At 39.0% G+C, this 12,744-nt stretch carries 11 protein-coding genes; 8 read left to right on the top strand and 3 right to left on the bottom strand.

Annotated features, from left to right (window positions below):
• Positions 1–61 precede the first annotated feature (61 nt).
• The 3 genes from H1R81_RS22370 to dnaG form a co-directional block, all read right to left on the bottom strand.
• Positions 62–961: a PE-PGRS family protein gene (locus tag H1R81_RS22370; protein WP_181842980.1), complete on the bottom strand. Its 900-nt coding sequence runs from the start codon at positions 959–961 to the stop codon at positions 62–64.
• A 117-nt stretch (positions 962–1,078) separates the two neighbouring features.
• Complete coding sequence (gene arfB / locus H1R81_RS22365; protein ID WP_181842979.1) at positions 1,079–1,486, bottom strand: alternative ribosome rescue aminoacyl-tRNA hydrolase ArfB; 408 nt, start codon at positions 1,484–1,486, stop codon at positions 1,079–1,081.
• 21 nt (positions 1,487–1,507) lie between these two features.
• Positions 1,508–3,487: a DNA primase gene (dnaG, locus tag H1R81_RS22360; protein ID WP_181842978.1), complete on the bottom strand. Its 1,980-nt coding sequence runs from the start codon at positions 3,485–3,487 to the stop codon at positions 1,508–1,510.
• Positions 3,488–3,559: 72 nt separating this feature from the next.
• On the opposite strand from dnaG, the gene H1R81_RS22355 reads away from it, so the two are divergent.
• From H1R81_RS22355 to H1R81_RS22320, 8 genes are all read left to right on the top strand, one after another.
• Positions 3,560–4,171 (top strand): trimeric intracellular cation channel family protein, encoded by a 612-nt coding sequence (locus tag H1R81_RS22355; RefSeq protein ID WP_181842977.1) that lies wholly within the window; start codon positions 3,560–3,562, stop codon positions 4,169–4,171.
• Between the two features lie 134 nt (positions 4,172–4,305).
• Entirely contained in the window at positions 4,306–4,773 is a 468-nt protein-coding gene (locus H1R81_RS22350; protein ID WP_181842976.1) for a hypothetical protein, read from the top strand.
• A 244-nt stretch (positions 4,774–5,017) separates the two neighbouring features.
• The gene (locus tag H1R81_RS22345; protein ID WP_181842975.1) at positions 5,018–5,935 is read left to right on the top strand and encodes a transporter; all 918 of its coding nucleotides are present in this window, start codon (positions 5,018–5,020) and stop codon (positions 5,933–5,935) included.
• 75 nt (positions 5,936–6,010) lie between these two features.
• Positions 6,011–7,549 (top strand): phosphatase PAP2 family protein, encoded by a 1,539-nt coding sequence (locus H1R81_RS22340; protein ID WP_181842974.1) that lies wholly within the window; start codon positions 6,011–6,013, stop codon positions 7,547–7,549.
• A gap of 54 nt (positions 7,550–7,603) precedes the next feature.
• A complete protein-coding gene (locus H1R81_RS22335; protein ID WP_181842973.1) occupies positions 7,604–8,674 on the top strand; it encodes a hypothetical protein in 1,071 nt (356 codons plus the stop codon).
• A 2-nt stretch (positions 8,675–8,676) separates the two neighbouring features.
• Entirely contained in the window at positions 8,677–9,219 is a 543-nt protein-coding gene (locus H1R81_RS22330; RefSeq protein ID WP_181842972.1) for a carboxymuconolactone decarboxylase family protein, read from the top strand.
• Positions 9,220–9,316: 97 nt separating this feature from the next.
• The gene (locus H1R81_RS22325) at positions 9,317–9,880 is read left to right on the top strand and encodes a carboxymuconolactone decarboxylase family protein (protein ID WP_181842971.1); all 564 of its coding nucleotides are present in this window, start codon (positions 9,317–9,319) and stop codon (positions 9,878–9,880) included.
• 49 nt (positions 9,881–9,929) lie between these two features.
• Entirely contained in the window at positions 9,930–12,698 is a 2,769-nt protein-coding gene (locus H1R81_RS22320) for a TonB-dependent receptor (RefSeq protein ID WP_181842970.1), read from the top strand.
• Positions 12,699–12,744 lie beyond the last annotated feature (46 nt).

The raw sequence follows: 12,744 nt of genomic DNA, 5'->3' as shown, positions 1-12,744 counted from the left end.
ACGGAGTTACTCTGAATCTTTCACAGAGTAACTCCGTGGTTGAAATATACTAAATACAGTATTATTTCTTTTTAGAGAAGTAATATAAATAAGAAGGAGTCGTTTGCCCGTCAGGTTTTTCACTATTCGTAAAATATCCACTTCCGTCTTTATCAAAACAAAAACCTTCCCCCTGCGATTCTTTTATATAAGGTAATAACAGATCTCTACTTCTTGAAAGGGTTTGAGGAATCGTTTCTCCATCTTTTCGATACCAATAATATAATACCTCATAATTACGAATCACGACTTCTTTGCCATCAGGTGAAATGCCACCACTGGTTACAATCTGAATTGGAATATTTTGTAAAAACTCGGCTGTCTGCATTTCTGAAACAGATTGCGGATATTTAAGCCGATACAGGCGTACATTAAATTCACGCTTCGTAACAATGTAGATGTCTTTTGTTGCAGGGTCAATTAATATACATTCAGCATCCCGGCTACCATCAGGGTATTGAAAAGAGATACGGTCAAAGGCTGTAACCGATTGGCTCAATGATTGAGGTTCTACAAAACGGTAGATATAATATTTATTTTCGTAAACGGCTAAATTGTCTCCAATATCAGCTAAATATATATAATTTTTTTGATTTTCAGGCCCCGGCCCTATAGAAATATCCTCCCAGTCCCGATTAGGGAATGGCATTTGTATTGCCCCCTTATATTGCCCCTGATGCGAAAATAAATGAATTTTGTTTGGGTTATCGCCATCTTCTTCAACCCAAACGTTTCCAGGCATACTTCGGCTATCACATACTCCTGAAGCCTCATTAGCTATATTTGATGAAAGAGTAGCAATAGTCGGAGTTGTCTCGAATTCAGGTAGTACATCAGGTTGTGGGTCGGGGTCAGGTTTTGTAAACCAGTCGCAAGAGCTTATAAAAAATGGAATTAATAAATATAGAAGATTTTTTTTCATTCGGCTGTTGGAAATAATCTATGCAAAGAAAACGATTATCACGGTAAGATATTGGCATTAATAAATATTTAATCCTGCTTGCAAGCGTTAGCAGACGTTTTTTTATTTTATGGTCAGTTAATATTCTATCTTCTGATTTCTGATTGCTTTTTTATCTGATTCTATCTTCTTAGACTTCAATCTTTTTTCTACCGATACTTCACTTGGTTTAGTTGCCAGCCTTTTTTTCTTCTCATGCAAAGCGCTTTCCACAACTCCATAAAACTTTTGGATGGTCAATTCTTTATTCTTTAACTGGCTGCGTTTCTCTTGTGCTGTAATAACTAATATTGTTTCCTGGACTAACTGATTTTTTAATTTTTCCAGAAGCCTTGCTTTTTGTTTGTCTGTCAATAAAATAGAGGCTTGTATATTAAATCGCAATTCTACTTTAGTTTCTACTTTATTTACATTTTGCCCACCCGGGCCTCCACTTCTGGAGGTAGCAAATTCAAATTCGGGCGAAAAATCTATATCTTTTATCATTGTTTTTATTGTGTGAGAATTTTATCCTTGTATTACAGTGCCCAGTAGTTTAGCTATTTTCTTTATTACTTCTTTGAGTTGCATCATTTTTATCAATATCTGTTCCTGTGTTTCATAAGATTCAGCTTCCATTAGTTCTGCCTCCAATTTGGTCATATCAGTTTCAAATCTGCTTTTCTTTAAGCGCAGTATATTGGTATAAGCCATATCTGACAGCTTGTCGGCCTCTAATGGCACATAAATTTCAAACTTCAGCCAGTTTTCACTTAAATGATGCGGCGTAGAAAGCCAGTTAATGGCTTGCTGTTGTATCTCAATATCCTGATGACTTGTGAAATATAAAGTCTGAGGAATTTCTCCTCTCTGATGGAACTCCCGACAAATATTCAGAATCTTCTGATAAGTCTGGTTCTCAAACTGTATATCTTTTATTTCATTAAAAATATAATCTGTCAGTGTAAAATCAATATTATCTATTACATTCCTTTCAAGCACATTGCTGCCGTAGCAAACCAGCAACCGAACACATTCTTCTTCATGATAAGATAAAACAGTTCTTTCTTTTTCCTGTTTTACCTCAACAAACTCCTGATACTCATAGTCGGTAGGAATAAAATTCTCAACAGGAATATCAACGTCAGCAACTGACTGGATTCTTTGCTGTCTTTGTCTTTCTTTCTCAGAGTCGTGTGCTTTTTTCTGAAAGATTTTGTTGCCTTCGGTAATCAATATATGCTCATCAATACTTAGCAAAGAAGCAACTTCTTTATAAAATACCGAGCGTTTGATGGAATCAGGAATTTTAGAGATAGTTTCAACCAGATCTTTTATTAACTCGGCTCTTCTGATAGGGTCATTACCTACATCTTTAAGGGAGATTTCGGTCTTAAAACGTATAAAATCTTTTTGCGTATTTCTGACATAATCCTTAAATGCCTGGCTTCCCACTTTTTGTACAAAGCTATCAGGGTCATCCCCATCAGGAAAAACAACGGCTTTTACATTCAGCCCTTCTTCTAATATAATGTCAATCCCACGTAAAGAAGCCTTGATACCAGCGGCATCCCCATCATATAAAACAGTAACATTATCAGAAAAACGTCTGATTAACTGGATTTGCTCTTTGGTAAGAGATGTACCTGAAGAAGCCACTACATTCTCAATCCCTGCCTGATTGAGCGAAACAACGTCGGTATAACCTTCAACTAAATAACAATTCTCTTCCTGCCGTATAGGATTTTTGGCCTGAGCAATACCGTAAACAATGAAGCTCTTATGATAGACAGCCGTTTCAGGGGAGTTAAGGTATTTAGGTGAATTAGGATCTTTTTTCAGAATCCTGGCTCCGAAGGCAATGGCTTTTCCGGCTACATTATGGATCGGGAAAATAACCCGCCCTCTGAACCGATCAATCGGATCTTTACCTTCTCTGACAACAGTCAATCCTGCTTTTTCAAGAATGTCAAGCGAAAATCCACTTTTTAAAGCATGTCTGGTAAAAGTATCCCAGCCATCAGGGCTATACCCTAAGTCAAACTTATGGATAGTCGGGTGATTAAATCCACGTTCTTTAAAATAGCTCTGCCCTATGCTTTCTCCCTCCGGTGTTTTCCAGAGTTGATCCTGAAAATACTTATTGGCAAAATCTAAGGCTATATATAAACTCTCTTTTTCGTTCTGGGTTTGTTGTTCTTCACTTGTTATTTCTTTTTCACTAACTTCAATCCCATATTTTTTAGCTAAGTGTCTGAGGGCTTCAGGGTAGCCTATACCTTCAATATCCATCACAAACCTCACAGAGTCTCCTGCTTTTCCACAACCAAAACACTTGTAAATACCTTTTGATGGTGAAACAGAAAAGGAAGGTGTTTTTTCATTATGAAAAGGGCAACAGGCAATCATATTTGCGCCTCTCTTTTTAAGAGAAACATAATCGCCCACCACCTCTACTATATCGGCGGCCTGAATAATCTGCTGAACGGTGTCCTGGTCTATGCGCATATAGCTATTTTACTCAGATAACGTTAGGGTGACGTTTTTCTGGCTAATTTTGTTCCAAAATTAAGAAAACCTATGGAATTTTTTAGCTTTATAAATATAGCCGGAACCATTGCCTTTACTGCTTCGGGTACTTTGGCTGCTATGCGGAAGAATTTAGACATCTTTGGTGTTTTAGTGATCGCATTTGTTACCTCTGTTGGTGGAGGCACTATCCGAGATATGTTGATAGGGCATTTACCTGTCAGATGGATTCTTGACTCATCAATTATTCTTTTAATTATAGGTGTAACAGGCTTAACGGTTCTTTTTAGAAGCAAAATCGATCATTTGGATAAAACACTTACTTTTTTCGATTCGCTTGGTCTTGGTTTTTTTGCCTTAAGAGGAATACAGGAAGGCATAGCCGTGCAACTGAATATTCCATCATGTATTATCTTAGGAACCATTACTGCTTGTTTTGGTGGTGTGATAAGAGATATATTATTAAACGAAATTCCGGCACTTTTTCGCACAGGTCAGTTATACGCTACTGTATGTATAATAGGGGGGTGTCTGTTTTTTGTATTACAACAATTAAATATCTCTGATGAATTAATTGAAATAACAACGGTTTTATTCATTTTTGGCATTCGTACCTTGGCTATTAAAAAGAATATTCATTTACCAAAAATCAATAAAATGTAAAAAGTTGTTGGAAAATTTCAATTTAATTGATTAATTTGTTGCATGAACCAAAACTACTACTGAAAAAAGTTGCTGCCATATCGCTCCTTGTATTACTTATCTGTAATATACTTGGCTCTACATTTGTTTTTTTAATGGACAAATGGCAGGAGCAACGTATGGTACAGACAAATGTATTTTATGAAGAAAATGGAGAGCAATTAGTAATGAAAGTTCCAATGGCTATTCCTTATATGTCCAGTTGGAATGAATCAGAAGATGCAGATGGTCTTATTATCTTCAAAGGTAATTTTTTTCGTACTACCCAACGTAAGTTTGCCAACGATACCCTTTACACTTATTGTACCAAAGAAAACGCAAGCCGTGAAAATGTGTTTAGTTTGTTGCAACAAGTAAAGAAACATGTGAGTGACGAGCCGACGAGTCCGGGTAAAAAAGCACTTAATTTCTTTAAGAATCTTACAAAAGATTATACTCAGTTCAGTACCCACACAATTGCTTATTTTTGGGTTGAGGACCTCCCGTTAAAAATCTACACCTATCAGGAGTTTATTCCTGCTACAACAACATTAGTTCATTCTCCTCCGCCAGATTTGGTTTAAAACAGATTCTTCTTTTCTACAATTTTTGTCAAAGATGGGCGAAGTGTGCACTTTGTTATCGATGATGGGATTTACATTCTAATTAACACACTTTTCGAGTGAATCATATAGGTTTACAACCTACGTGCATGGGTATTTGTCGAAAGTGCTTCAGATTTCCCTGATACCACTTCTCAATGCCTGCAAAGTGAATGGTTCTCTTGTATAACAAGACTGTTTTTAACCAAAACTCTGTATTTTAAAAATGAAATTACTTTACAAGTTAATACTTGTGTTGGTAGGCAGTGTTTGTATGAACACCTATGCTCAAATGCCTCATGATGCAATCTATATGAATAAAAAATCAATTTGTATTGCAACGACATATTCTAACAGTCAATGGAGTGAATATTGGGAAAATAACCTCAAACGAGAAAACCTGAATATCGGGACATATACAATGCAGAGTGTTATGCCAATGGTTGCCTATGGAATTACCAAAAAATTGAATCTTATTGCTGGAGTACCTTATGTATGGACTAAGACAAGTGCTGGGAATCTAATGGGACAAAAAGGCCTGCAAGATTTATCGTTATTTGCAAAATACAATATGGTTCAAGCTGAAAACGGATTGTCGTTACATGGAGTGTTAGGAGGTTCTGTCCCTTTAACAAACTATGTAAAAGATTTTTTACCGATGTCAATCGGGATAGGAGCTAAAACATTTACTACACGTCTGATTGTGCATTATAAACATAAATCGGGCTTTTATATAACTGCTCACGGAAGCTATATCTTTCGTAGCAATATAAAAGTTGACAGAGACGCTTACCAGGCCGATGATCGGGTTTATAATACCAACGAAGTAAGAATACCCAATGCAACTGATGTGGCTGCACGCGCCGGGTATTATAAAAAAGGCATTCAGGCAGAGATTTTCATTGATAAAAATACCTGTGTAGGTGGCGACTATATCCGCCGAAATGATATGCCTTTCCCGACAAACAATATGAAATCTACTGGTGTAGGCTTTTACGGCAAATTTCAGCCTAAAAACATTGGTTTCAATCTAACTGTCAGAAGAGTAATAGATGGTCAGAACATGGGCCAGTCAACTACTATTTCGGCAGGGTTCTTATATCAGATAAATTTCAGAACGAAGTCGGCAGAGGCCACCAAATAATAAAATTGTAGAAAAGATTAATCACAGAAAATATGCTTCCCCAAGCAGTTCATTAATCGAACAAGGGGCCGTAATATGAAAAAGATACATTTATCACTGATCCTTCTTGCAGCATTGAGCGTTTTTGTTTCATCTTGTAACAAAGAGCTGGAAGAGCCACTAAAAGAGGCTTATATTCCTGCCAAATTAGATGAAAAAGGGGGCACATGGAAAACATATATTTTAGCCGGTTCAGACGAAGTTCCCGTTGCAGAGCCTAAAGCGACTAATTCTGTAGAGTATCAGGCAGAGATTACCAAGCTAAAAACTACCATTTCTACCATTACTCCAGAAAACAAAAAAGCAGTAGCATATTGGGGTGCTGGCGCCGTATATCGCTGGAATGAGATAGCCCGCGAATTATCAGCACGCTATAATATCCCTCCTGCTTCTAATGCAGAAGGCAAATATCCAGCTCCTGATGCGGCTAATCCATTGGCAGACCCTAAATTTCCATTTGCCAACCCACCATATGTAGCCCGTGCTTTGGCGTATCTGAGCGTAGCTCAATATGATGCCTTAGTTGCTGCCTGGAATTATAAGTATAAGTATAGCCGTAAAGCACCTTCTAAAAACGATGCTTCGGTTTCTGCCTTATTACCGGTTTCTGACCTGCCATCGTATCCATCAGAAGATGCAGTTGTGGCAGCTGCCTCATATACTGTTTTAGTAGCTATGTTTCCGGGCGAAGTACCACTTTTAGACGCTAAGCTGGCTGAAGCAAAAAATGCCCGTATCTGGGGTGGAATGAATGTGGATTCTGATATTGCAGCAGGCGATGCATTAGGGAAAGCGGTTGCGGCCAAAGTAATGGGTAGAGCAAAAGCTGATGGTATGAGTGCTTCTAACAATCAGACAGTCAATGCTGCAGCCATCGCAAATGCCAAAGCTATGGGTTTAAAATCAGAATGGTTAAGTCAGGAATTTCCTGCCCGCCCACCTATGCTTCCAAATTATGGTACTGTACAGACCTGGAATTTTGATAGAGCAACGATGATTGCCATGCGTCCTGGCCCACCTCCTGCTTTGGATAGTGATGAATTCAACAAGGATCTTGATGAATTGAAAAAGATTGATAAAGGACAAACACGTGAGCAGGCCCGGATAGCCAATTATTGGTCTGATGGGGCAGGAAGTTATACTCCTCCTGGGCATTGGCACAGAGCGGCGGCTAATTTATGCTTTAAAAACAAATATAGTGAACTGGCAACTGCACGTACGTTAGCTCTTTTAGGAACTGCCGAAATGGATGCCGGAATTGCTTGCTGGGATACCAAGAACTATTATTATTATCCTCGCCCTCAGCAATTTGGTTTGAAAACCTCTGTAGGATTACCAAATTTTCAATCATATACTTCAGGTCATTCAACTTTCTCAAGTGCGGCAGCTACTGTATTAGGTGCTATTTTTCCATCAGAAGCAGAGAAGCTAAAAGCTATGGCATTAGAGGCATCTAATTCAAGAGTCTATGGTCTGATTCACTACCGGTTTGACGCCCAGACAGGGTTGGAGCATGGAGAAAAAATCGGTCAATATGCCATAGCTCGCGGTAAGGCCGATGGCTCGGGTCTATAAGACCTCTGGAATTGATTTAAAATCTATTTACATTTTCTTTCAAACGTATTAACAATGAAAAAAATATATTCTTTCTTTTTAATAGCAATGCTAATGGGAGCAATAAATGCTTATTCTCAGGGTTGTATTGCTGTTCGTCACATGGCTTCGGCTACTGGTAATCCCAATAGTCCGGCATCAATGATGAAAGGTGGACAATTTCAGTTTACAGCGTCTTACCGTTATCTTCACTCGTTCCGCCACTTTGTTGGAACAGAAGAGCAAAAAGAACGTATCGAAAACGGGACTCAGGTTATCAATAATTCACATGCTTTTGATTTTGGGTTAAGCTATGCCGTAAACCCCCGTATAAGTTTTGCTTTAAATATCCCATATCTGGATAATGACCGCTCTTCTTTATATGAGCATTATGGTAATTCGATTGAGACTAATCCTGAGCAGAAGCGTTTCCATACATACTCAAAAGGTGTAGGTGATATGCGTCTTTCAACTACCTATTGGTTGTTAAACCCAGCCACTCACCTGAAAGGTAACATTGCTATAGGTGTGGGTGTTAAGGCTCCAACTGGTGATGCCAACGTGCAGGGAGATTTTCATAAATTAGACAAAAACAAAAAGGAATATATTCAGCGTAAAGCACTTGACCAATCCATGCAATTAGGTGATAGTGGCTGGGGATATAGCGTTGAGCTTCAAGGGTATCAGTCTATATTCAAAAATGCATCGGTCTATTTTAATGGTTTCTATATGTTCAGCCCTAAAGTAGTAAATCCGGCCACCAATTTTTCAGTACCAGATCAATTTGCCGGCAGGGTAGGTTTAAGCTATGCCATTATACCTAAAAGCGGAATCTCTTTTGCTTTGGGCGGTAGAGTAGAGGGGCTACCAGCTATTGATAGAATAGGTAGCAGCGAAGGCAATCGTCGTCCGGGTTATATTGTTTCAGTAGAACCAAGTTTATTGCTCAATACACACCATCATTCTTTTGTATTTGCTGTGCCGTACGCAGTCGTTCGTAATCGCATTAAATCGTGGAGTGATATGCAAGACCCCACAGGCAAAAAACACGGCGATGCCGCATTTGCTGACTATCTGATCTCAGCAACTTATGCCTACCGTTTCTGATTATGGCTTATATCAAATTGTTGAATGAGGAACTCCCGGGTATCTCGGGCCTTCTCGCCAATAATCCTCGTACAGCCGTACCGCTGTTGAATTTAGCGGAAACTTTGTTGCGAAGCCCGTCTACGCTGACGAGTGGTGAACGGGAATTGATTGCCTCTTACGTTTCGCACCTGAATGATTGCCATTTTTGCCATACTTCTCATGGAGCAGCGGCAGCGGCACATTTAGCCTGTGATTTATCGATAATTGATGACATCAAAATGAATTTTGCTCAAACAGACATTTCACCTAAGCTGAGAACCTTGCTTAACATTGCCGCAAAAGTACAAAAAGGCGGAAAATATGTGCAGGCAGCAGATATTGAGGCTGCCAGCAGCGAAGGTGCTACCGATGAAGAAATTCATGATTCGGTGTTGATTGCAGCAGCATTCTGTATGTTTAATCGCTATGTTGATGGCTTAGGCACGTGGGCTCCGGAAGAAAACGAGGCTTATCGTGAAATGGGTGAGAAAATGGCCTTTTTAGGTTATAATCGCACTCGCTAAGTAGCAGATTCATTCTGTTAACTTTCCCTGTTTTTATTTATAACATCACTCAAATTGGCCAAGATTGACCAATACAGGATTTCTATTGTCCAAAATTATGCCTCATATATCACTTCCTGACCATTTACCCGGCATTACCGGATTATTAGAATTCAGTCAGAATACAGCAGCTCCTATTCGCGAACTGACACAAATCTTATTAAGAGGTGACAATTCTCTGACACAAGGCGAAAGAGAGTTAATAGCCACCGTAGTCTCACATAACAATGAGTGCAGATTCTGTACCTCGGCTCATACAGCCGCTGCTGATTTATTATTAGGAGAGTCAGAAACCTGTGAAATGGTAAAATATGATTTAGACAATGCGCCAGTCAGTGATAAAATGAAAGCCTTGCTGACAATTGCTAAAATGGTACAAAAAAGTGGAAAAAGTGTTTCGCCTGAAGCCATAACTAATGCTAAAGCACAAGGTGCAACAGATATAGAGATTCATGATACTGTATTGATTGCTGCGCTTTTCTGTTTATATAACCGCTATGTTGATGGCTTGGCGAGCGTTACACCTGATGACTCCTCATTTTATCAGTATTTAGGTGAAAGAATCGTCAATCATGGGTACACACGATTACCACAAGGCTATGATCACCTGAAGAATAGTTAAACGGAGTATTAAAATCATTATCACTCGAGTATTAACCTGAATAATTCTGATGAAAAAAATCTTTCCATATATTAGTTTCTTATTTTTTGTTTCAAGTGGAGTTTTTGCCCAGAAAACTTTGGTTAGAGGCAAAGTCTCGGACATTGAAACGCAAAAACCATTAGTTGGGGCTTCTATAGCTATTAAAGGAAAAGTAGCAGGAACCATCACTAACACTGAAGGTAATTTTGAGTTGAACACCACACTTCCTGTCATTTTAGTAGTATCAATGATCGGCTACGAGCGTCAGGAAATAGTTGTGAATAGTGAAACCTCATTATTAAATATTTCCTTGAAGGCAGGTTCGGAAGACCTGAATCAAGTGGTTGTATCTGCTTCAAGAATTGAGGAAAGTATCTTACGTTCGCCTGTAAGCATAGAGAAGATGGATGCAAGAAGTATTCAGCAAAGCCCTTCTCCTAATTTCTATGATGCTTTGCTTAATATGAAATCGCTGGATATGGTAACCAGTAGTCTTACTTATAAACAAATCAATACCCGTGGATTTAACACTACCGGAAACAGCCGTTTCCTCCAATTGGTAGATGGGGTTGATAACCAGTCGGCAGGCTTAGGTTTTACAATGGGCAACCTTTTCGGCCCGCACGATATTGATGTTGAAAGTGTCGAGTTAATTCCAGGTGCTGCCTCTGCGCTTTACGGTCCTATTGCTTTCAATGGTATGTTGCAGATTCGAAGCAAAAATCCGTTCGATTACCAGGGATTAAGTGCGCAGGCCAAATTGGGTGTGAATCACCTGAACGATGGAACAAGTCTTGGTGCGAAACCTGTATATGATTTGGCTTTAAGATACGCTAAAGCATTTAACAACCGTTTCGCTTTTAAAGCAAATGTGGCTTATCTCAAAGGTACAGACTGGTATGCCAATGACTATACTGATGTTGACCCGAATACAGCTGCGGGAAGCCGTGGTCCTGACAACCCCGGCAAAAATTCATTGAATATCTATGGCGATGAAGTAGCACAAACTATTGCAGGTATTGGTCGCGTATCAAGAACTGGTTATGAAGAGAAAGATTTAGCACAATACGGTGTTTATAGCCTTAAATTAAACGGCTCAGTGTACTATCGCATTACCGATAATCTTGAAGCAAATTATCAGGCAAATTATAGTGAGGGTATTGCGCAATATACAGGTAGTAGTCGGTTTGTAATCAATAATTTCCACATGATGCAGCATCGCCTGGAATTAAAAGGAAGCAATTTCTATGTAAGAGCGTATTCAAATCAGGAAGACTCGCAGGATTCATATAATAGCCGTTCGTTAGGCCAATTGATTAACCGAATGTGGGTAAAAGGTCTTGATGGTAATACTGTTGCTCCTGCGCAGGCAGATGCTACCTGGTTCCAGCGCTATACGGCGGCCTATAACGGAACGATTAATGGCATAACAGGGCAAGATCATACAATAGCCCGGACCTTTGCCGACCAGGGAAGATTACTACCTGGTACATCAGCATTCGATGCTGCCAAAGAGCAGTTAATTAAAACACAAGGGTTAAGCGGTGCGGGTATTTTCAGTCGTTGTGGATTGAAACATATTGAAGGTATGTATGATTTCAGCCAATTGTTTAAAATGGTTAATATACAAGTTGGTGCCAACTACAGAAGATATTACTTAGATACACAAGGAACACTATTTGATGATAAAGATAAAAATCTGACAAATGATGAGTATGGGGCGTTTATTCAGGCCTCAAAATCTTTAGCGAATAATAAATTGAAAATAACCTTGTCTGGACGTTATGACAAAAATGAAAATTTTGACGGCCGTTTTACTCCAAGAGCTTCAGCAGTTTTTTCTCCTAATGATAATCATCACATCAGAGCTTCTTATCAGACAGGCTTCCGTAACCCTGTAATTGGCGACCAATACATTAAGCTGAATGTTGGACCAATCATTATCTTAGGTGGTGCTCCCGTAAACTCTGTAGGTATGGGTGCCTATGAAAACTCTTTTACTGTCGCTTCTGTAAGTGCATTTGGTGGTGCTGCAGGGGCGCAATTGGCACAGGGTGTTCCGCCACAGACAGCTATTGCGAATCATAAAGACAAACTGGTGAAATCTAATGTGCCTTATATTCAGCCTGAAAAGGTACAAAGCCTTGAGATTGGTTATAAAGGTGTATTCAACCAGAAGCTATTATTTGATATTAATTATTACTACAGCCAGTATAAAGATTTTATCATCAATACTGTAGTTATCCGTCCTGATAACCCTGTTCTTTTGCCAGATGGGTCAATTAATCCGTCCGCAGCAGCAGATATTTTAGGTGGTAAAACTCAGGCATTTCAATTATATACAAATGCAAGAGATAAGGTTTCTATTCAGGGGGTAAGTGCCGGGCTTTCTTATTTATTTCCTGAGAGCTACCGATTGAATACCAATATAACCTGGATTGATTTCAATCTGATGGATGCAAATCCAAGTAATATTCCGGCATTTAATACACCAACCTGGAAAACTAATGTAGTGTTGAGCAATTCGAAATTGACTGATAAATTAGGCTTTAGTATAGCATGGCACTGGCAAAGTGCTTTTGATTGGTACGGTACATTTACTTCTAATTTCCCGGGTCGAATCAATGCTTATAGTTTATTAGATGCACAGGTAAGTTATAAAGTGCCAGTTATCAGATCTATTATCAAGGTTGGCGCATCAAATCTGACTAATCAGTACATTGTACAAGCTTACGGCTCTCCTGCTGTTGGTGGTTTGTACTATGTAAGTTTGAACTTTGATGAATTATTACGATAGTTAACGAAAAACAGGCATTAATTATGCTGTGACTAATTTTGCCTGT

Source organism: Emticicia sp. BO119 (genome assembly GCF_013912375.1).
GTDB lineage: Bacteria > Bacteroidota > Bacteroidia > Cytophagales > Spirosomataceae > Emticicia.
The sequence above is the reverse complement of the archived record's forward strand: the minus strand, read 5'-3'. Positions and strand labels throughout refer to the sequence as shown.

Excerpts from the sequence above, each read along its gene's own strand:
- H1R81_RS22350 (WP_181842976.1), top strand. The coding sequence starts at position 4,306 with ATGGACAAATGGCAGGAGCAACGTATGGTACAGACAAATGTATTTTAT.
- arfB (WP_181842979.1), bottom strand. The coding sequence starts at position 1,486 with ATGATAAAAGATATAGATTTTTCGCCCGAATTTGAATTTGCTACCTCC.
- H1R81_RS22340 (WP_181842974.1), top strand. The coding sequence starts at position 6,011 with ATGAAAAAGATACATTTATCACTGATCCTTCTTGCAGCATTGAGCGTT.
- dnaG (WP_181842978.1), bottom strand. The coding sequence starts at position 3,487 with ATGCGCATAGACCAGGACACCGTTCAGCAGATTATTCAGGCCGCCGAT.
- H1R81_RS22320 (WP_181842970.1), top strand. The coding sequence starts at position 9,930 with ATGAAAAAAATCTTTCCATATATTAGTTTCTTATTTTTTGTTTCAAGT.
- H1R81_RS22325 (WP_181842971.1), top strand. The coding sequence starts at position 9,317 with ATGCCTCATATATCACTTCCTGACCATTTACCCGGCATTACCGGATTA.
- H1R81_RS22345 (WP_181842975.1), top strand. The coding sequence starts at position 5,018 with ATGAAATTACTTTACAAGTTAATACTTGTGTTGGTAGGCAGTGTTTGT.
- H1R81_RS22355 (WP_181842977.1), top strand. The coding sequence starts at position 3,560 with ATGGAATTTTTTAGCTTTATAAATATAGCCGGAACCATTGCCTTTACT.
- H1R81_RS22335 (WP_181842973.1), top strand. The coding sequence starts at position 7,604 with ATGAAAAAAATATATTCTTTCTTTTTAATAGCAATGCTAATGGGAGCA.
- H1R81_RS22370 (WP_181842980.1), bottom strand. The coding sequence starts at position 961 with ATGAAAAAAAATCTTCTATATTTATTAATTCCATTTTTTATAAGCTCT.
- H1R81_RS22330 (WP_181842972.1), top strand. The coding sequence starts at position 8,677 with ATGGCTTATATCAAATTGTTGAATGAGGAACTCCCGGGTATCTCGGGC.